Annotated in this window: 24 protein-coding genes and 1 riboswitch; of the genes, 9 read left to right on the forward strand and 15 right to left on the reverse strand. The window is 55.6% G+C overall.

The annotated features are described in order from the left end of the window. Positions 1-34: 34 nt before the first annotated feature. On the reverse strand, positions 35-1,402 hold the full coding sequence (gene rhlE, locus KAJ71_RS13170; protein WP_248946146.1) for an ATP-dependent RNA helicase RhlE: 1,368 nt from the start codon (positions 1,400-1,402) through the stop codon (positions 35-37). 325 nt (positions 1,403-1,727) lie between these two features. Between rhlE and KAJ71_RS13175 the strand changes: the two genes are divergently transcribed. Genes KAJ71_RS13175 through KAJ71_RS13195 form a run of 5 tightly spaced genes read left to right on the forward strand, consistent with a single transcriptional unit; the run spans position 1,728 to position 7,432 of the window. After that, the gene (locus KAJ71_RS13175) at positions 1,728-2,426 is read left to right on the forward strand and encodes a transcriptional regulator (protein ID WP_248946147.1); all 699 of its coding nucleotides are present in this window, start codon (positions 1,728-1,730) and stop codon (positions 2,424-2,426) included. Positions 2,427-2,450: 24 nt separating this feature from the next. Further along, positions 2,451-3,437, forward strand: coding sequence for a secretion protein HlyD (gene hlyD / locus KAJ71_RS13180; RefSeq protein WP_248946148.1), 987 nt, complete (start codon positions 2,451-2,453; stop codon positions 3,435-3,437). 9 nt (positions 3,438-3,446) lie between these two features. Continuing rightward, a complete protein-coding gene (locus tag KAJ71_RS13185) occupies positions 3,447-5,183 on the forward strand; it encodes an ATP-binding cassette domain-containing protein (protein ID WP_248946149.1) in 1,737 nt (578 codons plus the stop codon). Then, positions 5,180-6,316, forward strand: coding sequence for an ABC transporter permease (locus tag KAJ71_RS13190; protein ID WP_248946150.1), 1,137 nt, complete (start codon positions 5,180-5,182; stop codon positions 6,314-6,316). Before KAJ71_RS13185 ends, KAJ71_RS13190 begins: the two co-directional genes overlap by 4 nt. A gap of 9 nt (positions 6,317-6,325) precedes the next feature. Continuing rightward, complete coding sequence (locus KAJ71_RS13195; protein ID WP_248946151.1) at positions 6,326-7,432, forward strand: ABC transporter permease; 1,107 nt, start codon at positions 6,326-6,328, stop codon at positions 7,430-7,432. A 480-nt stretch (positions 7,433-7,912) separates the two neighbouring features. Here KAJ71_RS13195 and KAJ71_RS13200 read toward each other — a convergent pair whose 3' ends face one another. From KAJ71_RS13200 to moaA, 6 genes are all read right to left on the reverse strand, one after another. Then, positions 7,913-8,620, reverse strand: coding sequence for a Bax inhibitor-1/YccA family protein (locus KAJ71_RS13200; RefSeq protein WP_248946152.1), 708 nt, complete (start codon positions 8,618-8,620; stop codon positions 7,913-7,915). Between the two features lie 250 nt (positions 8,621-8,870). Then, positions 8,871-9,323, reverse strand: coding sequence for a molybdopterin synthase catalytic subunit MoaE (gene moaE, locus KAJ71_RS13205; protein WP_248946153.1), 453 nt, complete (start codon positions 9,321-9,323; stop codon positions 8,871-8,873). A gap of 2 nt (positions 9,324-9,325) precedes the next feature. Beyond that, a complete protein-coding gene (moaD, locus tag KAJ71_RS13210; RefSeq protein ID WP_248946154.1) occupies positions 9,326-9,571 on the reverse strand; it encodes a molybdopterin synthase sulfur carrier subunit in 246 nt (81 codons plus the stop codon). Continuing rightward, positions 9,568-10,047 (reverse strand): cyclic pyranopterin monophosphate synthase MoaC, encoded by a 480-nt coding sequence (gene moaC / locus KAJ71_RS13215; protein ID WP_248946155.1) that lies wholly within the window; start codon positions 10,045-10,047, stop codon positions 9,568-9,570. The genes moaD and moaC overlap by 4 nt, the downstream gene beginning before the upstream one ends. A 3-nt stretch (positions 10,048-10,050) precedes the next feature. Then, a complete protein-coding gene (gene moaB, locus KAJ71_RS13220) occupies positions 10,051-10,563 on the reverse strand; it encodes a molybdenum cofactor biosynthesis protein B (protein WP_248946156.1) in 513 nt (170 codons plus the stop codon). Between the two features lie 69 nt (positions 10,564-10,632). Next, positions 10,633-11,616, reverse strand: a complete 984-nt coding sequence (gene moaA, locus KAJ71_RS13225; RefSeq protein WP_248946157.1) for a GTP 3',8-cyclase MoaA — start codon at positions 11,614-11,616, stop codon at positions 10,633-10,635. Beyond that, positions 11,607-11,749: riboswitch (molybdenum cofactor riboswitch) on the reverse strand. (Overlaps the previous gene by 10 nt.) 263 nt (positions 11,750-12,012) lie before the next feature. Between moaA and yvcK the strand changes: the two genes are divergently transcribed. Beyond that, positions 12,013-12,930: a uridine diphosphate-N-acetylglucosamine-binding protein YvcK gene (gene yvcK, locus KAJ71_RS13230; protein ID WP_248946158.1), complete on the forward strand. Its 918-nt coding sequence runs from the start codon at positions 12,013-12,015 to the stop codon at positions 12,928-12,930. Here yvcK and KAJ71_RS13235 read toward each other — a convergent pair. From KAJ71_RS13235 to KAJ71_RS13245, 3 genes are all read right to left on the reverse strand, one after another. Continuing rightward, positions 12,927-13,172, reverse strand: a complete 246-nt coding sequence (locus tag KAJ71_RS13235) for a VF530 family protein (protein WP_021180393.1) — start codon at positions 13,170-13,172, stop codon at positions 12,927-12,929. The genes yvcK and KAJ71_RS13235 overlap by 4 nt on opposite strands. Before the next feature lie 102 nt (positions 13,173-13,274). Further along, positions 13,275-15,287: an excinuclease ABC subunit UvrB gene (gene uvrB, locus KAJ71_RS13240; protein ID WP_248946159.1), complete on the reverse strand. Its 2,013-nt coding sequence runs from the start codon at positions 15,285-15,287 to the stop codon at positions 13,275-13,277. Between the two features lie 581 nt (positions 15,288-15,868). Beyond that, positions 15,869-16,222 carry a hypothetical protein gene (locus tag KAJ71_RS13245; RefSeq protein ID WP_248946160.1) on the reverse strand — a complete coding sequence of 118 codons (354 nt, stop codon included), beginning with the start codon at positions 16,220-16,222 and terminating at the stop codon, positions 15,869-15,871. A gap of 127 nt (positions 16,223-16,349) precedes the next feature. On the opposite strand from KAJ71_RS13245, the gene KAJ71_RS13250 reads away from it, so the two are divergent. Continuing rightward, entirely contained in the window at positions 16,350-17,060 is a 711-nt protein-coding gene (locus KAJ71_RS13250) for an ABC transporter ATP-binding protein (protein WP_248946161.1), read from the forward strand. 26 nt (positions 17,061-17,086) lie between these two features. Here the strand turns inward: KAJ71_RS13250 and bioD are convergent, their stop codons facing one another. The 4 genes from bioD to bioB are packed head-to-tail and all read right to left on the reverse strand — an operon-like array spanning position 17,087 to position 20,699. Beyond that, positions 17,087-17,767: a dethiobiotin synthase gene (bioD, locus tag KAJ71_RS13255; RefSeq protein WP_248946162.1), complete on the reverse strand. Its 681-nt coding sequence runs from the start codon at positions 17,765-17,767 to the stop codon at positions 17,087-17,089. After that, positions 17,760-18,527: a malonyl-ACP O-methyltransferase BioC gene (bioC, locus tag KAJ71_RS13260; protein ID WP_248946163.1), complete on the reverse strand. Its 768-nt coding sequence runs from the start codon at positions 18,525-18,527 to the stop codon at positions 17,760-17,762. Before bioC ends, bioD begins: the two co-directional genes overlap by 8 nt. Beyond that, positions 18,511-19,662, reverse strand: coding sequence for an 8-amino-7-oxononanoate synthase (bioF, locus tag KAJ71_RS13265; RefSeq protein ID WP_248946164.1), 1,152 nt, complete (start codon positions 19,660-19,662; stop codon positions 18,511-18,513). The genes bioC and bioF overlap by 17 nt, the downstream gene beginning before the upstream one ends. After that, positions 19,662-20,699, reverse strand: a complete 1,038-nt coding sequence (gene bioB / locus KAJ71_RS13270) for a biotin synthase BioB (RefSeq protein ID WP_248946165.1) — start codon at positions 20,697-20,699, stop codon at positions 19,662-19,664. The genes bioF and bioB overlap by 1 nt, the downstream gene beginning before the upstream one ends. A 91-nt stretch (positions 20,700-20,790) precedes the next feature. Here bioB and bioA point away from each other — a divergent pair, with 91 nt between their 5' ends. Both bioA and KAJ71_RS13280 read left to right on the forward strand, forming a co-directional pair. Further along, the gene (gene bioA / locus KAJ71_RS13275; protein ID WP_248946166.1) at positions 20,791-22,065 is read left to right on the forward strand and encodes an adenosylmethionine--8-amino-7-oxononanoate transaminase; all 1,275 of its coding nucleotides are present in this window, start codon (positions 20,791-20,793) and stop codon (positions 22,063-22,065) included. 75 nt (positions 22,066-22,140) lie between these two features. Further along, positions 22,141-22,623 (forward strand): kinase inhibitor, encoded by a 483-nt coding sequence (locus KAJ71_RS13280; RefSeq protein ID WP_248946167.1) that lies wholly within the window; start codon positions 22,141-22,143, stop codon positions 22,621-22,623. 78 nt (positions 22,624-22,701) lie between these two features. Here KAJ71_RS13280 and pgl read toward each other — a convergent pair whose 3' ends face one another. Next, positions 22,702-23,697, reverse strand: a complete 996-nt coding sequence (gene pgl, locus KAJ71_RS13285; protein ID WP_248946168.1) for a 6-phosphogluconolactonase — start codon at positions 23,695-23,697, stop codon at positions 22,702-22,704. Positions 23,698-23,742 lie beyond the last annotated feature (45 nt).

The raw sequence follows: 23,742 nt of genomic DNA on the forward strand, positions 1-23,742 counted from the left end.
TTACGGCGGTTCAGTATAGAACATTAATGCAGGATCACTCAGAAGGTTTACGGCTGCGCGGACGGCGCGATGGAGCACCTGAACGTGGTTTGCCATCACCCTGCGGGCGAGCACTGCCGCCGCCGCGATTTTCACGCTGACCGCCGCCATTGCCACTACGCTGGCCACCACCGTTACCGGTACGCGGAGCGCCGTTGCCACGTGGAGCACCACGGCCACCACCAGCCTGACGGCCATTGATGATCGGTTCAGCCTTAATGCTTGGGTCCGGCTCATAGCCTGGCAGGGCAATACGTGGAATTTCACGCTTGAGCAAGCGTTCAATATCACGCAGCAGTTTGTGTTCATCCACGCAGACCAACGAGATCGCCTCACCGGTACGTTCGGCACGGCCAGTACGGCCAATACGGTGGACGTAATCTTCCGGTACGTTTGGCAGTTCGTAGTTCACTACGTGCGGCAACTGATCGATATCCAGACCACGCGCGGCGATGTCCGTAGCTACCAGCACGCGGATTTTGCCGTCTTTAAAGTCGGCCAGTGCTCGGGTACGTGCGCCCTGGCTTTTGTTACCGTGGATAGCCGCAGCGGTGATGCCATCTTTATTCAGCTGTTCAGCCAAATGGTTGGCACCGTGCTTGGTACGGTTAAATACCAGCACCTGCTTCCAATCACCTTCGCCGATCATTTGGGAAAGCAGTTCACGCTTGCGCTTCTTATCAACAAAGTGAACGCTTTGTTCAATCTGCTCGGAAGCGGTGTTGCGGCGAGCCACTTCTACCGACGCCGGGTTGGTCAGCAGTTTACTGGCCAGCCCTTTGATTTCATCGGAGAAGGTCGCGGAGAACAGCAGGTTCTGACGCTTGGCGGGCAGCTTGGACAACACGCGGCGGATATCATGGATAAAGCCCATATCCAGCATGCGGTCGGCTTCGTCCAGCACCAGAATTTCAATTTTGGAGAGATCAACCGCGTTCTGATGCTCCAGATCCAGCAGGCGACCCGGCGTTGCCACCAGGATATCAACGCCGCCGCGCAGCTTCATCATCTGTGGGTTAATGCTCACACCACCAAACACCACCAGCGAACGCAGGCGCAGGTGTTTGCTGTAAGCCTCAACGTTTTCACCGATTTGTGCAGCCAGTTCACGGGTTGGCGTCAGGATCAACGCGCGCACCGGGCGGCGGCCTTTGATTGGGTGATCGTGTTTGCTCAGCAGCTGTAATAGCGGCAAGGTAAAACCGGCAGTTTTACCTGTACCGGTCTGGGCGCTGGCCATCAGGTCACGGCCTGCCAATACCACCGGGATTGCCTGGCGTTGAATTGGCGTAGGTTCGCGATAGCCCTGTTCTTCAACAGCGCGCAGAATTTCAGCACTTAAGCCGAGGGTTTCAAATGACATAGTAGAGAAAAACTCCAGATCCCCCCTAACCTAAACAAAACGTTCGGTGCAGTTTCCGGGAGGATGATCAGACGGGGCATAAGGAGATACTCGCACTTTATTTGCGGCACATCCTAGGCATGACCTCGAGGGATTGGCACAAACTGCAGTGCACCAAGCGCGAGAGTGTAGCAGAAATCGAATAAGAAAAGGCAATTTTACGTGTTCACAGCACTTTTCGCCGAGCAAGCTCACGGAAAAGCAAAATGTTCTGGCCTGTGGTTTACTTTTTATCCGCCCCTGCCTAAAGTTAATCATATGATTGATTAACTTTTCAGGTCGGCCAATGTCTTCTGCAGAAAACCAGCCGGTAAGCCCTGTTAAACGGGGTGAACAAGCCCGCCAACAGCTGCTCGCCGCCGCCATTGAAGTGTTCGGCGAATATGGCATTTCGGGTGCTACCACGCGGCAAATCGCCCAGCGTGCCGGGCAGAACATCGCCGCCATCACCTATTATTTCAACTCGAAAGAGGGATTATATCTGGCGGTAGCCCAGTGGATTGCCGACTTTATCCAACAAAGCTTCCGCCCACTGAGCGAAGAGATCGAACGTTTCTACCTGCTGTCTGCGGAGCAACGCCAGCCAGAGCGCTATCTGTACCATCTCAAAAGCGGGTTGCTGGCCTTCAGCCAACTGATGACCCAGCCCCACACGCTCAACCTGAGCAAGATCATGTCTCGCGAACAGCTTTCGCCAACCGATGCCTACCCGCTGATCCACCAGCAGGTGATAGCCCCGTTACATCACTTACTGTGTCGCCTGTTGGCGGGCTACACCGGCATCGATGAGCGCTCCACCAAAATCGTCTTGCATACCCATGCGTTGATCGGTGAAGTGCTGGCATTCCGCGTTGGCCGTGAAACCCTGCTACGCCAGGCCGACTGGCATCAAATCGCGGCAGAAGAAGCCCAGCAGATTAGCGAGGTGCTGGCCGAACATATCGACATACTGGTTAGCGGGCTACGCCAGCGTTACGGCGCCTGACTTTCCGTCTTGGTAAGGAGTGTTATGAACAAGCAAAGAGTTGCCATTGTGGGTGTGGCGATCGTGCTAATCGCCGCTACGGCTTACGGTTTCTGGTCTTACCAACGCCAGCAGGATCGGCCACTGACGCTGTATGGCAATGTGGATATCCGCACGGTCAATCTGGGTTTCCGCGTTAATGGTCGGTTGGCCACGCTGGCAGTAGACGAAGGGGACAGCGTGCAACCCGGGCAGTTGCTGGGCAAACTGGACGATGCCCCTTACCAGAATGCGTTGCTACAGGCACAGGCCAACGTAGCCAGCGCCAAAGCCAAACTGGATTTATTGCAGGCAGGCTACCGCAACGAGGAGATCGCTCAGGTGCGATCTGAAGTTGCCCAACGGCAGTCGGCCTTCAGTTATGCCGACAGTTTCTTCCAGCGCCAACAGGGTCTATGGGCGAAAAAGGCCACCTCTGCCGATGCCCTGGAAGATGCACGCACCGCGCGTAATCAGGCGCAGGCTAATTTGCAGGCGTCGAAAGACAAACTGTCGCAATACCTGACCGGTAACCGCCCACAGGAAATCGAAGAAGCCAAGGCCAATCTGGCACAGGCCGAAGCGGCACTGGCGCAAGCCCAATTGGATTGGCATGACACCACCCTGCTCTCCCCTTCGGTTGGCACGGTCATGACGCGAGCCGTGGAGCCAGGCACCATGCTCAGCGCTGGCAGCACGGTATTTACCCTGTCGTTGACCCGCCCAGTGTGGGTTCGTGCCTACATTAATGAAACCAGCTTGGGCAACGCCACGCCGGGTACTGAAGTCTTGATAGAAACTGACAGCCGTCCTGGCAAGCCTTATCACGGCAAGATTGGCTTTGTTTCCCCCACTGCGGAATTCACCCCTAAAAGCGTAGAAACGCCGGATCTGCGTACCGATCTGGTCTACCGCCTGCGGATCATCGTTAACGATGCCGACGATGCCTTGCGCCAGGGGATGCCGGTTACCGTCCATTTCACACAGCCGTAAGGAACCGTGATGGCACAGGCACATACGATTGAACTGGTGGCGTTGGAAAAACGCTTTCCATCACTCGATAAACCGGCGGTGGCCAGCCTGACGACCACATTACGCAGTGGCGCGGTGACCGGGCTGGTTGGCCCCGATGGCGCAGGTAAAACCACCCTGTTGCGCATGTTGGCAGGTTTGCTACAACCCAGCAGCGGCAAGCTGACCGTCGCCGGGTTGGATCCGATCGCACAAGATCGCCAATTGCACGCCATTCTCGGTTACATGCCGCAAAAGTTCGGGCTGTATGAAGATCTGACGGTGATGGAGAATCTCACGCTATATGCCGATCTGCGCGGAGTCACCGGCGATCTGCGTAAGCAAACCTTTGAGCGATTGCTGACATTTACCGATCTGACCCGCTTTACCGAACGGCTGGCGGGCAAGCTTTCCGGCGGGATGAAGCAAAAGCTAGGGCTGGCCTGTACGCTGCTTGGCCAACCTCAGGTGTTGCTGCTGGATGAGCCCGGCGTCGGTGTCGATCCCATTTCACGTCGTGAACTGTGGCGAATGGTGCATGAGCTGGCCAACGACGGCATGCTGATCCTGTGGAGCACCTCCTATCTTGACGAAGCCGAGCAGTGCCGCGAAGTGCTGCTGATGAACGAAGGCGAGCTGCTATTCAGCGGTGCGCCACAGGATCTTACCCAGCGCATGGCGGGACGCACCATCCTGCTCGATACCTCAGCCGGTAGCCACCGATCGCTGTTGCAACGGGCGATCTGTTTACCAGCGGTTAGCGACGGGGTGATCCAGGGAAAATATCTGCGGCTGATCCTCAAGTCGGATGAAGATCATCAGCAAGTATTGCGGGATCTGGATCTGCCACAGGCAGAATTAACCGAGGCCGAACCGCGTTTTGAGGATGCGTTTATCGATCTGCTAGGCGGCGGCCCAAGCAGCAAATCCGCCCTGGCCGAGATCATGCCCACGGTAACGGGCGACAGCTCGGAAACGGTGATCGAAGCACAAGAGTTGACCAAAAAATTCGGCGACTTTGCGGCCACTGACCATGTGGATTTCAAAGTGCAACGCGGCGAGATCTTTGGCCTGCTTGGCCCCAACGGCGCGGGCAAATCCACCACCTTCAAGATGATGTGTGGCCTGCTGGTGCCTAGCGATGGCAAAGCGCTGGTGCTGGGGATGGATCTAAAAACCAGCTCGGGCAAGGCACGCCAGCATCTGGGCTATATGGCACAGAAATTTTCGCTGTATGGCAACCTGACGGTGGCGCAGAACCTGAAGTTTTTCTCCGGCGTTTATGGGCTGAGCGGCAAGAGCCAGCGCGATAAAATCGACGAGATGTCGCGCGCCTTCAACTTCGCCCCGATCCTCAACCAAACGCCGGATTCGCTACCGCTCGGTTTCAAACAGCGGTTGGCGCTGGCCTGTGCACTGATGCATGAGCCAGATATTCTGTTTCTTGATGAGCCTACTTCGGGCGTGGATCCCCTAACCCGGCGCGAGTTCTGGCTGCACATCAACGGCATGGTAGATAAAGGCGTGACGGTGATGGTCACCACCCACTTTATGGATGAGGCGGAATACTGCGATCGTATCGGCCTAGTGTATCGCGGCAAAATCATCGCCGCTGGTACGCCGGACGATCTCAAGCAGCAGGTAGCCAGCGAGCAAAATCCCAACCCTTCGATGGAGCAGGCGTTTATCGAACTGGTGCAGAGCTACGATCGGGAGGAGGCAGCATGAGCAGCGACAACGGCTTTTCCTGGCGGCGGCTGCGGGCGCTGTGCCTGAAAGAGACCCGGCAGATCCTACGCGATCCCAGCAGCGGATTGATCGCCTTCGTCATTCCACTGATGCTGCTGTTTATCTTTGGCTACGGCATCAACCTGGATTCCAGCAAGCTGCGGCTGGGGATCCTGATGGAGCAACAAAGCGAAGAGGCACGAGATCTGGCCAATGCCTTTATCGGCTCACCCTATATTGAACCGACCGTCAGCGATAACCGCCAACAACTGATCCAGATGATGCAGGCTGGCAGCATTCGCGGCCTGGTGGTGATCCCCAATGATTTTGCCGAGCATCTGGCACGGCCCAACGACCGCGCTCCGTTGCAGGTCATTACCGACGGCAGCGAGCCCAATACCGCCAACTTTGTGCAAGGCTATACCCAAGGGATCTGGCAAATCTGGCAGCAACAGCGTGCCACCGATCTGGGGCGTGATGACAAACCGCTGATTGACGTCCAGATGCGCTACTGGTTTAACCCGGCGGCCATCAGCCAGCACTTTATTATTCCGGGGGCCATCACCATTATCATGACGGTGATCGGTGCCATTCTGACCTCGTTGGTGATCGCCCGCGAATGGGAGCGTGGCACCATGGAGGCACTGCTTTCCACTCAGGTAACGCGCAGTGAGCTGCTGCTGTCCAAACTGGTGCCGTACTATTTCCTGGGCATGATCGCCATGGTGCTGTGTATGGTGGTTTCGGTGTTTGTGCTCGGCGTGCCCTACCGGGGGTCTTTGTTGCTGCTGTTTGTGATCAGCAGCCTGTTCCTGGCCAGCACGCTCGGCATGGGGCTGTTGATCTCAACCATCACCCGGAACCAGTTTAATGCGGCGATGGTTGCCCTGAACGCCGCCTTTTTACCTTCAATTATGCTGTCTGGATTTATCTTCCAGATCGACAGCATGCCCGCCGTGGTACGTGCGGTGACCTATATCATTCCGGCGCGCTACTTTGTCAGTACGCTGCAAACACTGTTCCTGGCGGGCAATATCGGCACCGTACTGGTGATTAACCTGTTGTTTTTGATCGCCTCGGCGGTGGTGTTTATCGGCCTGACGGCCTGGAAAACCCAGCGGCGGCTGGATTAAGGGGATGCCATGTTTCACCGTCTCTGGACGTTGATCGTTAAAGAAATGCAGTCGCTACTGCGCGATCCGCAGACCCGTGCGATCCTGATTATGCCGGTGTTGTTGCAGGTGGTGCTGTTCCCGTTTGCCGCCACGCTGGAAGTCACCAATGCCACCATCGCGGTGTACAGTGAGGACAGCGGCCAGCACTCCATTGAGCTGACTCAACGCCTTGCCAAGGCCAAAGCCTTTTCTCACGTGCTGTTGTTGCGTAGCCCGCAGGAGATTAGAACCACCATTGATAATCAGAAGGCGCTGCTGCTGGTCCGCTTCCCGGCCAACTTCTCACGGAATATCGCCAGCGGTAATACCGTGCCGTTGCAGCTGATCCTCGATGGCCGTAACTCCAACAGCGCGCAGATCGCCGCCAACTATGTGCAACAGATCGTGCAGGACTACCAGAATGCGCTGATTGGGCAGCGTACCAAGCCCAATAACAGCGAGCTGGTGGTGCGCAACTGGTATAACCCGAATCTGGATTACAAATGGTTCGTGGTGCCTTCGCTGATCGCGATGATCACCACCATCGGCGTATTGATCGTTACCTCACTTTCCGTCGCGCGTGAACGTGAGCAAGGTACGCTAGAGCAGTTGTTGGTTTCCCCTTTGACCACCTGGCAGATCTTTATTGGCAAAGCGGTACCGGCTCTGATCATTGCCACCTTTCAGGCTTCGATCGTGCTGTTTATCGGTATCTTTGCCTACCAGATCCCGTTTGCCGGTTCGTTGCTGCTGTTCTACGGCACTATGCTGGTTTACGGGCTGTCTTTGGTGGGCTTCGGGCTGCTGATTTCTTCGCTGTGCGCGACGCAGCAGCAGGCGTTTATCGGGGTGTTTGTGTTTATGATGCCGGCGATACTGCTTTCCGGCTATGTCTCGCCGGTGGAGAATATGCCGGTTTGGCTACAGCATCTCACCTGGGCCAACCCTATCCGCCACTTCACCGATATCACCAAGCAGATCTACCTCAAGGATGCCGGTTTCGGCATCATCTGGCACAGCCTGTGGCCACTGTTGGTGATTACCGCCACCACCGGTAGCGCGGCTTATGCCATGTTCAGACGGAAGATTGCCTGAATAGCAGACGTAAAAAAACCGACTGGTGAGGTCGGTTTTTTACACTTCCTAGCATGAAACTAATGCCTCTAGCCAGAATGGAACGGTCTTTAACTAACGGTTAAATAATACGTTAAGAATGGTTTATTTTTCAATAAGATGAGAGAACGCTCGTAGACAGTACCCGCACTAAAAAGCTGTTCCATTAACCTTCTATATGGATAACTGAAAGAACAAAAGACTCCACGATACCCTATGGATTTCAAGTTGGCCGCTCTTGCGCATCCCTGCGCTCGCGGCATTCGTACATCCCTGTACAGCACAACTAGGCGCCTAGCTATCTCATCCCCAGGAGCTTACTTTTAGTAAGTGACTGGGATGAGACAAATCTGTCGGGAACAGATTTGAACGCTGTGCACAGCGGCCCCGAAGGGGTGAGGCCCAGGGATGGACCGAATAGCTGTGCAGGTAACAACGCTGCGGCTTGAAAGACGACGGGTATTAGCGGCGGTTGCCGAAAATGCGCAATAGCATCAGGAACAGGTTGATAAAGTCGAGATACAGCGTCAACGCACCAACGATGGCGTATTTGCGGAAGCTATCTTTATCATCGGCATTCAGTTGCTCACCCATGGCTTTCAGTTTCTGGGTGTCATATGCCGTCAGGCCAACAAACACCAGCACACCGATATAGGTGATTGCCCACATCAGCGCCGGGCTTTTCAGCCAGATGTTCACCAGTGAAGCCAGCACAATACCAATCAGCCCCATAAACAGCATGCTGCCGAAACCGCTCAAATCGCGTTTGGTGGTGTAGCCGTACAGGCTCATCGCACCGAACATACCCGCAGTGACCACAAAGGTGCTGGCAATCGAGCTATAGGTGTAGGCAATAAAGATGCTTGAGAGCGTCAGCCCGGTTAGCGCCGAGTAGAGCATAAATAGCCCGGTCGCCACGGTGCCGCTCAGGCGGTTAACCATGCCAGAAATCACAAACACCAGGCCCAGTTGCAGGATAATCAACCCAAAGAAGGTGATTTGGCTAGAGAAAATAAAGTTGATGATCGCAGGCGTATGCGCTGCATACCAGGAAACAAATGCGGTCAACAGCAAGCCACAGGTCATCCAGCCATACACCTGCGCCATATAAGCCTGAATGCCGCTGTTGGCACGTTCAACTATAGAACCATTACGTGGATATCGGTCCATGACGGTTACCTTTTACATGTGAGCCAAGTTTCGGGGAACTTCCCCTGCCAAATAGTAAGCGTATCACAGAAAACACCATACCTGTCGCCTTTCAAGTTGTAACGTTGTTACCTGCACTTACTCACCCCAGTCACTTACAAAAGTAAGCTCCTGGGGATGAGTTAGCTTGTCGCCTAGTTACAACTTGAAATTCACAAGGTATGCAATAAAGAACAAAGGTATTGATTTATTTCCGCTGTTGAGGCGAGATTTACCAACGCTTGGCAGCTTGTTTATCCGTATCGCGAGCCTCTACCCAACGCTCCCCCTGTCCGGTCGCCTCACGTTTCCAGAAAGGGGCTCGGGTTTTCAGATAATCCATAATAAATTGTGCCGCCTCGAAGGCCATGCTGCGGTGTGCGCTGGTCACGCCGACAAACACAATTTCATCACCAGGAAATAAATCACCGATGCGATGGATCACCGTTGCCCGCTGCAATGGCCAACGGGAGCGAGCCTCTGCAACGATCTCTTCAAGGGCTTTTTCAGTCATGCCAGGGTAATGCTCCAACGACAAGGCGCTGACGTCATCCCCCAGATTGTGATTGCGTACCTTGCCAGTAAAGGTCACCACCGCGCCGTCATCGTCACACTGTGCCAGCCACTGGTACTCTTCACCTACGCTAAAGGTTTCCTGGCCAACGCGGATACGAGTATTTCCCACTGTTAACCTCCAGTTACCGGTGGAAAAAAAGCGACTTCATCACCTGCTTTCAACGGATGCTCTGCGGCTACCAGCGATTGGTTTACCGCCGTCAGCAATTTACCGGACTCCAGCGCCAGTGCCCAACGCTCGCCGCGTTCGCACAATGATTTACGCAGCTCTTCCACCGTAAGATATTGTGCCGGAAGGCTCAGCGTGCTGGTGCCAACCAGTTCACGCACCTGCGCGAAAAACAAAATATTAATCATGATCCCACCTTGAAATCACCGGACTTGCCGCCGCTTTTCGCCAGCAGCCGCACCGGGCCAATGACCATATCCTTCTGCACCGCTTTGCACATGTCGTAGATGGTGAGCGCGGCCACCGAAGCGGCGGTCAACGCCTCCATTTCTACCCCGGTTTTACCGGTCAAACGGCAGCAGGTTTCGATACGCACGCGGTTAAACGCCGGCTGCGCCTCAAGCTGTACTTCCACCTTGCTCAGCATCAACGGATGGCAAAGGGGGATCAGCTCCCAGGTGCGCTTCGCAGCCTGAATTCCGGCAATACGCGCCGTAGCAAATACGTCACCTTTATGGTGGCTGCCGTCGATAATCATCGCCAGTGTTGCCGCCTGCATTTCAACAAAGGCCTCGGCACGGGCTTCGCGTACCGTCTCCGCTTTGGCAGAGACATCGACCATATGGGCCTCGCCAGCGGCATTAATGTGGGTTAGCTGCGTCATGAATTATTTCTTTAAATGAGGTAAGAAGTTGCACGGGCGATGGCGCGCGTCCAACTGTTCTTCAATAATACGTTCCCATGCGGTACGACAAGCGCGGGTGGAACCCGGCATCGCGAAGATCACCGTCTGGTTGGCAATACCGGCCACGGCGCGTGACTGGAGGGTCGCGGTGCCGATCTCTTCGTATGACACCATGCGGAACAGTTCGCCGAACCCTTCCACTTCGCGGTCAAACAGCGGCAATAGCGCTTCAGGCGTATTGTCCCCAGAGGTAAAGCCGGTGCCGCCGTTTATCAACACGGCCTGCACATCATCGCTGGCAATCCATGCGGAAACCTGCGCACGGATCTGATAAATATTGTCTTTGACCAGGGCGCGCGCCACCACCTGATGGCCAGTTTCCTGGGCGGCTTCTTGTAAATATTGCCCGGAGGTATCTTCCGCTTCAGTGCGGCGATCCGAAACGGTCAAAATGGCAATCTTTGCCGCAATAAATTCACTACTGGTTTGGCTCATTGTGTGTTGTGCTCCTCATTGTCGAAAGCCCCCCTCTCCCAGAGGAAGAGAGGACCGATTTAGTGAAGGCTAGCCACCGATAAACGATAGGTTCTGCGTGAGGCCGCTATTGCCCTGATGCAGGAAGTGGGTCTGTTTTTTGGTTTGCAGCCCACTTTGAATGCGCATTTTCAGCTGTTCCAACTGGCCGTCATCCGCTAGCAGATCGCGCAGAGTAATGCCTTGCTCACCAAACAGGCACAGATGCAGATTGCCAATGGCGGAAACCCGCAGGCGGTTGCAACTGGCACAGAAATCTTTTTCGTACGGCATGATCAGCCCTATCTCGCCCTGATAATCCGGATGGCTGAATACTTGCGCCGGGCCATCGCTGCGGCCGCGTACTTGGCGCTGCCAGCCCTGCTGCTCCAACTGCAGGCGGATCACTTCGCCAGACACATGGTGCTTACGGAACAGATCGCTGCCATCACCGGTTTCCATCAGTTCGATAAACCGCAGTTGGATTGGCCGATCCTTGATCCAGTTAAGGAAGCTGCCCAGTTGCTGGTGATTGACATCACGCATCAGCACCGCATTCACCTTCACCTTGCTGTAACCGGCGGTAAAGGCGGCATCGATGCCCTCCATCACCTGACGGAATTTGTCCTGGCCGGTGATGGCATGAAACTGGCGTGCGTCAAGGCTGTCTACGCTGACGTTAATTGCCGTGAGGCCCGCATCGCGCCAGCTGGCCACATCACGCGCCAGACGGTAGCCGTTGGTAGTCACGGCCAGAGTACGGATCGCCGGGTTTTCGCGCACGGCGGCAATGATTTCGGTAAAATCGCGGCGTAAAGAAGGCTCACCGCCGGTCAGGCGTACCTTTTCGGTACCCAGCTCGGCAAAGGCACGGCTGACACGCCGAATTTCATCCAGAGAGAGGAAGGTCTTGGGACTGCCGCTCGGTTTATAGCCATCCGGCAGACAGTAGGTGCAACGAAAGTTACACACGTCGGTGATCGATAGACGCAAATAATAGAATTTGCGCTCAAAAGCATCAATGAGTTGCGGCACCTGTAACACCTTCCAAATACGGGAGATGCGAGCGTTTCCACTCTGCACCCTGGTGGCTGACATCGCCACGGCCAGGATACCCTATTGCTCCAAAGAACAACGTAGGTACCAAGGCTAGGAGTTTTGATCCCATCCCCGCTACCTCAAGTAGCCGGAACGAAACCGTGGTTTTCCAGATAATTCTAGCGCTAAACAACCGCGATAGCCAATGTGGATTTACGCTATATAATTGTGTATACAACGATTTTTCACCACCTCAAGTCTGGATAACCATAATAAACAACCGTTACGCCAACGAATTGACCAGAATCACGCAAATCACACTCTTTATCGCGTTTTTGTGCCAAATCCGCTACTTTAAGCGGGCAGTCTACCTACCCAGAGTTAAGGAATTTTATGCGCAACCGTACCCTGGCCGATCTTGATCGCGTCTTGGCATTAGGTGGTGGTCATGGTCTTGGCCGTGTGATGTCTTCGCTGTCGTCGTTGGGTTCTCGCCTGACCGGCATTGTCACCACTACCGATAACGGCGGTTCTACCGGCCGTATCCGCCGTTCTGAAGGCGGTATTGCCTGGGGTGACACCCGTAATTGCCTCAATCAGCTGATTACCGAGCCTAGCGTCGCCTCGGCGATGTTTGAATACCGTTTTAGCGGCAACGGGGAACTGGCGGGGCATAACCTGGGGAATCTGATGCTGAAAGCCTTGGATCACCTGAGCGTGCGCCCGCTGGAGGCGATCAATCTGGTTCGTAGTCTGCTAAAGATCGACGCGGCGCTGATCCCGATGTCGGAACAGCCGGTCGATCTGATGGCCCACGATCATGAAGGGCACCAGGTCTACGGTGAAGTCAATATCGATCAACTGAGGATCATGCCGCAAGAGCTGATGCTCTCCCCGCCGGTACACGCCACCCGCGAAGCGGTTGAGGCAATCGCGCAGGCCGATCTGATCCTGATCGGGCCAGGCAGTTTTCTTACCAGCCTGATGCCACTGTTGCTGCTTGGGGATCTGACTCAGGCCCTGCGCCGCAGTAGCGCCAATATGGTGTATATCGGTAACCTGGGCCGCGAGTTGAGCGTCGCCGCAGCCGCATTGACGCTGCAAGACAAACTGGCGCTGATGGAAGAGAAGATCGGCCGTAAAATGATTGACGCCGTGATCGTTGGCCCGGCGGTGGATACCAGCGCCATGCAGGATCGCATTGTGGTGCAACAACCGCTGGAAGCCAGCGATATCCCGTATCGCCACGATCGCCAACTATTACGCCAGGCGCTGGATACCGCGTTAGTGCAGCTAGCTAGCCGCGGTTAATCTTGACCCCGGAGCCAAGGATTATCGCTAACGCTGTCGATGTAGAGATCTTCCACCTGCTTGCGTGCCCACGGGGTGCGGCGCAAGAACTTGAGGCTGGATTTGATGCTCGGATCGCTGCTGAAGCAGTTGATGCGAATACGCTCTGCCAGCCCGTTCCAGCCATATTGGGCTACCAGCTTGTTCAGCAGTTGCTCCAGCGTAATGCCGTGTAACGGGTCTTTGGATGGGGTTGCGGTCATGGCGGCTACTCGTCTCAATACTTGGGGCGCACACCTTAATCAGCAAATGGGCGTACGGCAAGAAAATTTACCGGGGCGTGCATACCACACCCCTTGGGTTCATTATGATAGCGCGATAAATTGCTCGCGCAGCTGGTGGATTTCATCACGCACCGCAGCGGCCTGCTCGAACTCCAGATTCTGTGCATGAGAATACATCTGTGCCTCCAACGCCTGGATTTTTTGCTCCAGCGCTTTGGGGGTGAGCAGTTGGTATTGCGCCGCACTCTCTGCCGCTTTGCCCTTCCCTTTGTGCTTGCCACGGCTGCTTGGTTGCCCAAGCTGTAGAATATCCGAAACCTTCTTGTTCAGGCCCTGAGGCACGATACCGTTGGCTTCGTTATGCGCCTGTTGCTTGGCGCGGCGGCGTTCCGTTTCGCCTATCGCCTTGGCCATGGAATCGGTGATCCTGTCGCCATACAGGATCGCCTTGCCGTTGAGGTTACGCGCCGCTCGGCCAATGGTTTGGATCAGTGAGCGCTCAGAACGCAGGAAGCCTTCTTTGTCTGCGTCCAGGATCGCCACCAGCGACACCTCAGGCATATCCAAACCTTCCCTTAACAGGTTGATGCCCACCAACACGTCAAACTCGCCAAGGCGCAAATCACGGATGATTTCGACACGTTCTACCGTATCGATGTCCGAGTGCAGATAACGCACCCGCTCACCGTGCTCTTCCAGGTATTCCGTCAAGTCTTCTGCCATGCGCTTGGTCAGTGTGGTGACCAGTACGCGCTCGTTGATGGCAACGCGCTTGCGGATCTCGGAAAGCAGATCGTCCACCTGAGTAGTCACCGGGCGCACTTCGACGATCGGATCCAGCAGGCCGGTTGGGCGCACCACCTGATCGATAATATCGCTGCCGGATTTCTCCAGCTCGTATTTGCCCGGCGTGGCGGACACATAGATTGTCTGCGGTGCCGCAGCGGCAAACTCTTCAAAACGCATCGGCCGGTTATCCAGCGCCGAAGGCAGACGGAAACCGTACTCTACCAGCGTCTCTTTACGTGAGCGGTCGCCTTTGAACATGCCGCCGATCTGCGGGATGGTGACGTGGGATTCATCCACCACCAGCAATCCGTCTGCAGGCAGGTAGTCGAACAGGGTTGGCGGTGGTTCACCCTCACCGCGCCCGGAAAGATAGCGTGAGTAGTTCTCGATACCGGAGCAGTAACCCAACTCGTTCATCATCTCCAGATCGAACTGGGTACGCTGCGTCAGCCGCTGTTCTTCCAACAGCTTGTTGTTTTCCAGCAGCACTTTGCGCCGCTGAGCCAGTTCCACCTTGATCTCCTCCATTGCCTGCACGATACGTTCGCGCGGGGTGACGTAGTGAGATTTGGGATAGATGGTAAAACGTGGCACCACCTGCTCAATCTGGCCGGTTAGCGGATCGAACAGCGACAGGCGTTCAACCTCTTCGTCGAACAGCTCAACGCGCAGCGCCAGCTCGTCCGATTCCGCCGGGAAAATGTCGATCACTTCGCCACGCACGCGGAAGGTGGCACGCTGGAAGGCCTGATCGTTACGGGTATATTGCAGCTCGGCCAGACGGCGCAGGATCGAACGCTGGTCGATGATCATGCCCTTGGTCAGGTGCAGCATCATTTTCAGGTACAGATCCGGATCGCCCAGACCGTAGATCGCGGAAACCGAAGCCACTACTATCACATCGCGCCGCTCAAGCAGCGCTTTGGTGGCCGACAGGCGCATCTGCTCGATATGTTCGTTGACCGAGGCATCTTTCTCGATAAAGGTATCGGAGCTTGGCACATAGGCTTCTGGCTGGTAGTAATCGTAGTAGGAGACAAAATATTCTACCGCATTCTCGGGAAAGAACTCTTTCATCTCGCCATACAGCTGCGCCGCCAGGGTTTTGTTAGGCGCCAGCACCATGGTGGGCCGGTTGAGATCGGCGATCACATTGGCGATGGTAAAGGTTTTACCCGAGCCGGTAACCCCCAGCAGCGTTTGATGCGCCAGGCCGTCTTTCAGGCCCTCTTCCAGCTTTTGGATGGCTTGCGGCTGATCGCCGGCCGGTTTGAATTCGGAATGCAGTTTGAATTTTTTGCTCATATCTCCATCATCTTTCAGGTTTGCGGCCAGACGGTAGCGGGCTAATTATGGAAAGACCGGAAGATTTCCGCCAGTACACATGATACTGGATATAAAACCAGCTTCAAGCTGATTTACGCTATACCCGTCCGTTAACGGGGCACGAGCGCACCGACAAGGTGACAATACTATGGCATTTTTATTGTCAATCACCTGTTATCCCCAGATTGCGTCACGAATTAACTTTTGGCTGACATTGTGCTGAAAAACCACCCATCTGCACGTTAACGATATCCGTTGGCTTGATTTTAATTAACTTATTGATATTAAGTATTTTTAATAAAAAGACGAGAATGCGGACAACCTGCACACAACCCGCGCCCGCTCTCTGTTCACACCGCTTTTCTAAGTATAATGCACAAGGTTATCCACAGGAATAGTGGATAACTCTCACTACCCCATGGGGGGCGGGAGTTGCGGAAAGAACAGTTTTCCCAATGAAACGTCAGCGGAGCCGGTTTTTTAGTTATTTTTTTACAATAATTCTGCTTTGGTTATGCCGATTAATGCTAAAAGCCGTGATAACGAAAACGCTCTTTTAGCTATTTTGCTTTACAAGGGTTGCAAGTTGCGGCAACGACCTTTATTACCTGCACCAACAGCTTGCCCTGCCGCACGGTAACGGTGCAAAAAACGCCCAAGTTAACTTTATTGCCCTGATAAAGCCCCCTACGCACTAGGCCTAAATCAGTTAACAAAACAATAACAAACTCCTTTTTTGTTGCGCAACGCCTGCTGGCCTGGGAATTGCATTCCTTGTTCGGGGGCGTTATCTGCGTGAAGAACCGGCAAATCTGGTTAAAACCGGCCGGAGCCAACTCGGCTATCTTCGGCGAAAAAGCACATTGCATATCCAAAAGCCCCCCTAGAGCCGCAAAACGACCGGTAGCGGCCATTTTCCAATTTTTTAGCCTGAGCCTCGATTAGAGTAATCAGCACAGCATTTGCCACACCCGGGAGAGACACCGCTTGCTGCGGTCAACGTTATCCATACGTGAATATCGGTCTTGGAGGAGATGCCAAATGTTAAGCTTACGGGCGGTAAACCAATATTATGGGCAACAGCATACGCTGTGGGATGTCAGCCTTGAATTGCCTCGTGGGCAATGTACCTTGTTGCTTGGCCGCAATGGGGTGGGTAAAACCACGCTGATCAATTGCATCATGGGACACCTGCCGATCGTCAGCGGCAGTATTACCTGGCAGCTGGCAGATGAGCCACCACAGAACCTGCTACCCCAGCCGGTAGAAAACCGGGCGTTACTGGGCATTGGTTACGTGCCACAAGGGCGGCAAATATTTTCCCAGCTGAGCGTAGAAGAGAACCTGCAAGTGGCCCTGCTAGCCGGGCGTGACAAGGCACGCCGTATTCCCCCCATCATTTACAGCCTGTTCCCACGGTTGCAGGCGATGCGCATGCACCGGGCGGGCGATCTGTGCCAAAGTGAGCAACAGCAGTTGGCGATAGGCCGTGCATTGGTGCTGGAACCGGAACTGCTGATCCTCGATGAGCCAACCGCCGGGATGTCGCCTTCACTGGCGACGGGGATCGGCCAGATGCTGCGTAAGATGAATCAGGAGTTGGGGATGACCATTTTGCTGGTTGAGCACCAACTCCCTTTTGCCCGTCATCTGGCAGACCGCTTCTGTCTGATGGATAAAGGCCGTAACGTGGCCAATGGCACGCTGGGGCAGTTGGATGAGGGATTGATTGATACCTATCTGACGGTGTGAATCTGGCCCTTCCGTGGGCCATCAGGTCAAGGGTTCAGTCTGGTTAAATCGAGGTACTGCCCCAATGCCTGCTGCTCAACCTGTGGTAAATGCGGGATCTCACCCAATAGGGGCGCGGGCAATAGGCGGCTAAGGGTAGCAAGGTACTCTTGATGGCGTTTTCCTGGCGCGGTAACGTCATTGGCGATCCAGCCTGCCATAGTCAGGCCTGACTGTTGGATCGCCAGCGCAGTCAACAGAGCATGATTGATGCAGCCCAGCTTAATGCCTACTACCAGGATCACCGGCAGTTGCTCCTGCTGTACCCAGTCGGCAAAGGTGTCATGCTCAGAAAGCGGGGTGAACCAACCGCCTGCCCCCTCCACCAACAGCCAATCTGCTTGCTGTTCAAGATGGCGTAAACCGGCGGAAAGCCGCGCCAACGAGATAGGTCGCCCTTCGGCCTGGCTGACAATATGCGGCGAGGTCGGTTCGGCAAAGGTGTAAGGGTTCACTACGGCGTAATCCAGCGCTACGCTGCTGTTTCTCTGCAACGCCAACGCATCGCCGTTACGTAACCCTTTATCGGTCATCTCACTACCTGACGCTACCGGTTTATAGCCAGCACATACCCATCCTGCCGCACAGGCGGCCTGTAGCAGGGCACTACTGGCCACGGTTTTGCCCACTTCGGTGTCAGTTCCGGTAACGAACCAGCGCTTAATCACGATAAATCACTCCATAAACCAGATGATAACTGAGAGGAAACTGCCCATCCCGACAAGGGTAGGCTGCCTGCAACGCGGCTAGCCGCTGGCGGGAAAGCAGGCCGGTTTCACGCCCTTGATGCAGGTGAGTCGCGCCTATGCCCTTTAGCGATCGCATCAGCGTCATCACGTCGGGATAACTGAGCGTTTGCCAATCGACCGTAAGCTGGTGCCGATAGGGATGACAGGCGGCGGCGATGTTAGCTGGCGGCAGGAAGTCATTAACATGACGCTCGCCATCCACCTGCTGCCAGGCGTCACCTAACTCGTGCAAAGCCCCTTGAGCCAAAGTAGAAAACAGGATCAGTCCACCGGGCCGCGTCACCCGATACAACTCAGCCAGCGCCAGAGGCAGATCGCTGCACCACTGCACCACCAGGCTGCTAAAACAGATATCCACCGAGGCGGTCGGCAAAGGGATGTGCTCGATATCCCCCAACAGATAGCGATCCGCCGCTTGCTGCTGACGGGCAAATGCCAGCATGCCTGGTGCCAGATCCAGCGCGCTGACCTGCTTACCCAGCTCACGCCAACGACGGCTAAAATAGCCCGTGCCGCACCCGGCATCCAATACCTGTTGGCCAGGATGAGACAGCCCCATCCCCAGTAAGCGTTCACCAACCTCCCGTTGCAGCACCGCTGCGGTATCGTAGCTCGCCGCTGCCCGGCTGAAGGCCGCCGCCACCGCCTGCTTGTTCACTGTCTCAATGGCAGACGTCATGCAATACCTCCAGCAAGCGATCGATATCCTGTGGCTGGTGTGCCGCAGTGAGCGTAATGCGTAACCGCGCCCCCCCTGGTGGCACCGTCGGCGGACGGATGGCGCTGACCCACAATCCCTGCTCTCGCAGGCGCTGCGCCAAATCCAGCGCCCGTTGGTTATCCCCCACCAACAACGGTTGGATAGCGGTATCCGATGCGCTTAACGTTAACGGCAGACTCGCTACTCCAGCACGAAAATACTGGATGCGTTTTTGCAACTGCTCACGTAGCTCATCCCCTTGCTGAATACAGCCTAACGCCGCCTGCAAGGCACAGGCTTGGGCTGGCGGCATCGCGGTGCTGTAAATCAGATGGCGAGCGAATTGCAGCAAATATTCAGCCAATGGTTCATCGCAAAGGATCGCCGCGCCGCTGACACCGAATGCCTTGCCAAAGGTCACGACCAGCATCTCCGGGCGCACCCCTTGCTGCCAACAACTGCCGCGCCCTTGATCGCCACGCACACCAATACCGTGTGCATCATCTACCATCAGCCAGGCACCTGCCTGCTGCGTCAACCGATGTAGTTCGGCCAGCGGTGCGCTATCGCCGTCCATGCTGAACACCCCTTCGGTGATCGCTAACTGTTGGCCTGCACACGCTTTCTGCAGCAAGGTAGCTAATGCCTGGGGCTGGTTATGCCGAAAGCGCCGCAGTTGTGCCGGTGAGTGAGTGGCCGCTTCCAATATAGAGGCGTGGCTAAGCTTATCCGCCAGAATGCGATCGTCGGCCTGCATCAGGGCGGCCAACAATGCCTGATTAGCCGCATAGCCGGAGATAAACAGCAACGCACGCGGGTAGCCGAGCCACTCTGCCAGTTGCTGCTCCAGCTCATGATGAGCATGGCAAAAACCGGTAACGTGGCCAGAACCGCCGCTGCCAACACCGAAGCGCTGCGCCCCCTGCTGCCAGGCGGTGATCACCTCAGGATGTTGGCTCAGGCCCAGATAGTCGTTGCCGGAAAAATTCACATAGCGCTGGCCGTCGAGTTGCAGATACCGGCCATTACCACCTTGATTCACCTGCCGCTGACGATAAGCAGCGGCCCCGCGCCGCTCCTCCAACGCCTGTTCGATCCGTTGCTGCCAGCCCATTACAGCGCCGCGTTGTAGAATTCAACGGTATCGGCGTGCAACAACTGCTCGGTCAGCACTTGCTGCTGTTGATTGTCACCCTGTTCGGTGGCGGTTTGCTGCGGATTCAGGCCCAGCTTGCGGAACAGTTGCAGATCCTTATCCTCTTCCGGGTTGGGTGTAGTCAGCAATTTACAGCCATAGAAGATGGAGTTGGCACCGGCCATAAAGCACATCGCCTGAGTCTGCTCACTCATCTGTTCACGGCCTGCCGACAAGCGGACATAGGACGTTGGCATCATGATGCGGGCAATGGCAATGGTGCGGATGAAGTCGAACGGATCGACGTCCTCATTATCGGCCAGCGGCGTGCCTTTCACCTTCACCAGCATATTGATCGGCACGCTCTCCGGCGGCTTGGGCAGATTGGCCAGTTGCACCAGCAGTCCAGCGCGGTCACGCACCGTTTCGCCTAACCCGACAATCCCACCAGAGCAAACTTTGATCCCAGCGTTACGCACCTTATCCAAGGTATCCAGGCGCTCCTGATAGCTGCGGGTGGTGATGATGTTGCCGTAGAATTCCGGCGAGGTGTCCAGGTTATGGTTGTAATAATCCAGCCCCGCTTCGGCCAGCCGTTCTGCCTGTGCGCCATCCAGCGTGCCCAGCGTCATGCAGGTTTCCATCCCCATCGCTTTGACGCCCTGCACCATCTGTTGCAAATAAGGCATATCGCGCTCATGTGGGTTTTTCCAGGCAGCCCCCATACAGAAACGGCTCGAACCAGCCGCTTTGGCCTTGCGCGCCGACTCCAGCACCTGTTCCACCTGCATCAGCCGTTCGGATTCCAAGCCGGTTTTATAGCGCGAACTTTGCGGACAGTACTTACAGTCTTCCGGGCAGGCACCGGTTTTGATCGACAGCAACGTGCTAACCTGCACCTGCTGCGGATCAAAATGTTGGCGGTGAACGGTTTGTGCTTCGAACAGCAGTTCGAGTAAGGGTTTATCAAACAGGGCCTGGGCTTGCCCTACTGTCCAGTGAATGCGATCGGCCATTTACGGCGTCTCCAAAAGGGAAAAAAGTGTCGTCAGTGTAGAGTTTGCGATTATACTGTCAACCATTCTATTAAAATTTGGTTTACAGTTAATGTCTGTTTCTCCCTGCGATATTGAATTCGATCGACGCCATATCTGGCACCCTTACACCTCCATGACTCAGCCCTTGCCTTGCTATCCGGTGGTGTCCGCCAGCGGCGTCGAGCTGCAACTGGACGATGGCCGCCTGCTGGTGGATGGCATGTCTTCCTGGTGGGCGGCGATCCACGGTTACAATCATCCGCAACTGAATCAAGCAGCCGTGCAACAGTTGGAGAAAATGTCGCACGTGATGTTCGGCGGCATCACTCATCCCGCCGCTATCGAACTGTGCCGCAAGCTGGTGGCAATGACACCGGAAGCCTTGCAGTGCGTATTCCTGGCTGATTCTGGTTCGGTAGCGGTCGAGGTGGCATTAAAGATGGCGCTGCAATATTGGCAAGCCCGTGGCGAACGGCGGCAGCGTATTCTGACCTTACGCCACGGCTATCATGGCGATACCTTTGGCGCGATGTCGGTCTGCGATCCAGACAACTCCATGCACAGTCTGTATCAGGGCTATTTGGCCACACACCTGTTTGCCACTGCGCCTCAGTGCCGCTTTGACCAGCCTTGGGACGAACAGGACATTGCGCCGTTTGCCGATTTACTGGAGCAGCACGCCGGGGAAATAGCCGCCGTGATCCTGGAGCCGGTGGTGCAAGGAGCCGGTGGGATGCGTATCTATCATCCAACCTATCTGCAACGCGTGCGGGAGCTGTGCGATCGCCACCAGATCCTGCTGATTGCCGACGAGATCGCCACCGGTTTTGGCCGCACCGGCAAACTGTTTGCCTGTGAACATGCCGACGTAGTGCCGGATATTCTTTGCCTGGGCAAAGCGCTGACCGGTGGCTATATGACCCTTTCCGCCACCCTGACCACACGCCAAATAGCAGAAACGATCAGTAACGGGGCCGCAGGCTGCTTTATGCATGGGCCAACCTTTATGGGCAACCCGTTGGCCTGTGCCGTCGCCTGCGCCAGCCTGAGCTTGTTGGAGGAAAATCACTGGCAACATCAGGTCGCCGCCATTGAAACACAGCTTAAACAGCAGCTCTTACCACTGATGTCATCACCCAAGGTGGCCGATGTGCGGGTACTTGGGGCGATTGGCGTGGTGGAAATGCATCAGCCGGTGGATGTGGCGTTGCTGCAACGAGGATTTGTCGAACGCGGCGTGTGGATCCGGCCCTTCGGTAAACTGATCTACCTGATGCCGCCTTATATCATTACGCCAGGGCAGCTCACCCGGCTGACTGCGGCTATCGCCGCTGCGGTGGAGTAACGGTTTTCAGGTTGTATTGTGGCGGTAAACCGATCTAGCTTAGGGGTTCGGTATTTTAGACAACTGGGAGTCATTATGGCTTTTCGCTTGCACAGCAACGATTTGCAAGACGGCGCAAAAATGCCTGAGCGGCAGGTATTTAACGGCATGGGCTACCACGGGGATAACCTCTCCCCTCATCTGGCCTGGGAAGATGCACCTGCAGGCACCAAGAGCTTTGCCATCACGGTTTACGATCCCGATGCCCCTACCGGCTCCGGCTGGTGGCACTGGGTGGTCGCCAATATCCCGGCAAACGTGCATGAACTGCCGCAAGGTGCAGGTTCCGACAAACCAGGGCTACCGGCAGGCTCAGTACAAACCCGGACCGATTTCGGAAAAGCCGGTTACGGTGGCGCGGCTCCGCCGCAGGGTGAAAGTCATCGTTATCAGTTCACCGTGCATGCGTTGGACGTAGAAAGCATTCCAGTGGATGCAGAGGCGAGCGGCGCAATGGTCGGTTTTAACATCCATTTCCATAGCCTTGGCAAAGCGACGCTATCTGTAAAATACAGCTGAGAAACGTTGATGGGCGCAGCATACAGCGCCATGTTCGCGGTTTCAGGGGCGAAGTACTTCGCCCCGATTTTTAACCCATTATTTTGCCAGCACGCTCACCCACATTGGGCCTTTGCCGACCGGGTAACGCGCCAAGTCCGTCAGTTCACCGCTGTTCTGGTCAATCTGATACACACCGATATGGCCAGATTTCTGCCCTGCCGCAATCACGAAGCGACCACTGTGATCGATGTTGAAACCGCGTGGCTGCTCTTCTGTGGCATGGTGGCCTACCACCGCAATCTTGCCGCCGTCTTCCGAGACGCTGAATACGGTCAGGATGCTGGCGGTGCGATCGCTGGTATACAGGAAACGGCCGTTTGGCGTGAGGTGGATATCCGCCGCCCAACGCGTGCCGGTGAAATCGGCAGGCATCATGTCCAGGCTTTGCACCAGCGTATATTTGCCACCGTTGGCTTCGATGGCGAACACGTCCACCGTGCCATCCAGTTCATTGACGCAGTAAGCGAATTTATCGTTGCCATGGAATGCCATATGGCGAGGGCCTGCTCCGCTTGCCGTTGCGACGGCCTCTTGGCCGTGTGGCGTCAGTTGGCCCTGCTGGCTCAGATTGAACAGGCGGATGCGGTCCTCTTTCAGGCACGGCACCAGCAGCAATTGATTGGTCGGGTCAATATTGGCCGAATGCGGCGCGGTCAGGCCATCGATCTGCTGGGTAGGCGCAAGCACCACACCATCATGGCCAATCGGGCTGATGCTGGCACAGTTGCCGCTGTAAGAGGCGGAGAACAGATAACGGCCCTGCAAATCGGTGGAAATATGGGTTGGGCTGCCTGGTAGCGGTGCCATCCCTGCCTCATGCAATGTGCCATCTTCCGCGATACGGTAGCTGACAATGCCAAACGCCGGACGTACCCCAACATACAGATGAGTCTTGTCCGGGTGGATCGCCATCGGCTGTACCTGCCCCGCGACCTCGACCGTTTGCAGCAGCGCCAGTGCGCCCTTGTCGTCTAACTGCCACACGTGGATCTGCTGGCTCTCCGGGCTGGCGACATAAACGATTTGCTTCATTTGCTCTCCTTAATGAGAAAGGGTAACCGGTTTCAGTTTGTTCTA

The organism is Serratia silvae (assembly GCF_023282985.1).
Taxonomy (GTDB): domain Bacteria; phylum Pseudomonadota; class Gammaproteobacteria; order Enterobacterales; family Enterobacteriaceae; genus Chania; species Chania silvae.

What these genes read in the sequence shown, in the direction of transcription:
- rhlE (WP_248946146.1), bottom strand. Translation starts at nt 1,402, where the DNA reads ATGTCATTTGAAACCCTCGGCTTAAGTGCTGAAATTCTGCGCGCTGTT.
- KAJ71_RS13175 (WP_248946147.1), top strand. Translation starts at nt 1,728, where the DNA reads ATGTCTTCTGCAGAAAACCAGCCGGTAAGCCCTGTTAAACGGGGTGAA.
- hlyD (WP_248946148.1), top strand. Translation starts at nt 2,451, where the DNA reads ATGAACAAGCAAAGAGTTGCCATTGTGGGTGTGGCGATCGTGCTAATC.
- KAJ71_RS13185 (WP_248946149.1), top strand. Translation starts at nt 3,447, where the DNA reads ATGGCACAGGCACATACGATTGAACTGGTGGCGTTGGAAAAACGCTTT.
- KAJ71_RS13190 (WP_248946150.1), top strand. Translation starts at nt 5,180, where the DNA reads ATGAGCAGCGACAACGGCTTTTCCTGGCGGCGGCTGCGGGCGCTGTGC.
- KAJ71_RS13195 (WP_248946151.1), top strand. Translation starts at nt 6,326, where the DNA reads ATGTTTCACCGTCTCTGGACGTTGATCGTTAAAGAAATGCAGTCGCTA.
- KAJ71_RS13200 (WP_248946152.1), bottom strand. Translation starts at nt 8,620, where the DNA reads ATGGACCGATATCCACGTAATGGTTCTATAGTTGAACGTGCCAACAGC.
- moaD (WP_248946154.1), bottom strand. Translation starts at nt 9,571, where the DNA reads ATGATTAATATTTTGTTTTTCGCGCAGGTGCGTGAACTGGTTGGCACC.
- moaC (WP_248946155.1), bottom strand. Translation starts at nt 10,047, where the DNA reads ATGACGCAGCTAACCCACATTAATGCCGCTGGCGAGGCCCATATGGTC.
- moaB (WP_248946156.1), bottom strand. Translation starts at nt 10,563, where the DNA reads ATGAGCCAAACCAGTAGTGAATTTATTGCGGCAAAGATTGCCATTTTG.
- yvcK (WP_248946158.1), top strand. Translation starts at nt 12,013, where the DNA reads ATGCGCAACCGTACCCTGGCCGATCTTGATCGCGTCTTGGCATTAGGT.
- KAJ71_RS13235 (WP_021180393.1), bottom strand. Translation starts at nt 13,172, where the DNA reads ATGACCGCAACCCCATCCAAAGACCCGTTACACGGCATTACGCTGGAG.
- uvrB (WP_248946159.1), bottom strand. Translation starts at nt 15,287, where the DNA reads ATGAGCAAAAAATTCAAACTGCATTCCGAATTCAAACCGGCCGGCGAT.
- KAJ71_RS13245 (WP_248946160.1), bottom strand. Translation starts at nt 16,222, where the DNA reads ATGGCCGCTACCGGTCGTTTTGCGGCTCTAGGGGGGCTTTTGGATATG.
- KAJ71_RS13250 (WP_248946161.1), top strand. Translation starts at nt 16,350, where the DNA reads ATGTTAAGCTTACGGGCGGTAAACCAATATTATGGGCAACAGCATACG.
- bioC (WP_248946163.1), bottom strand. Translation starts at nt 18,527, where the DNA reads ATGACGTCTGCCATTGAGACAGTGAACAAGCAGGCGGTGGCGGCGGCC.
- bioF (WP_248946164.1), bottom strand. Translation starts at nt 19,662, where the DNA reads ATGGGCTGGCAGCAACGGATCGAACAGGCGTTGGAGGAGCGGCGCGGG.
- bioB (WP_248946165.1), bottom strand. Translation starts at nt 20,699, where the DNA reads ATGGCCGATCGCATTCACTGGACAGTAGGGCAAGCCCAGGCCCTGTTT.
- bioA (WP_248946166.1), top strand. Translation starts at nt 20,791, where the DNA reads ATGTCTGTTTCTCCCTGCGATATTGAATTCGATCGACGCCATATCTGG.
- KAJ71_RS13280 (WP_248946167.1), top strand. Translation starts at nt 22,141, where the DNA reads ATGGCTTTTCGCTTGCACAGCAACGATTTGCAAGACGGCGCAAAAATG.
- pgl (WP_248946168.1), bottom strand. Translation starts at nt 23,697, where the DNA reads ATGAAGCAAATCGTTTATGTCGCCAGCCCGGAGAGCCAGCAGATCCAC.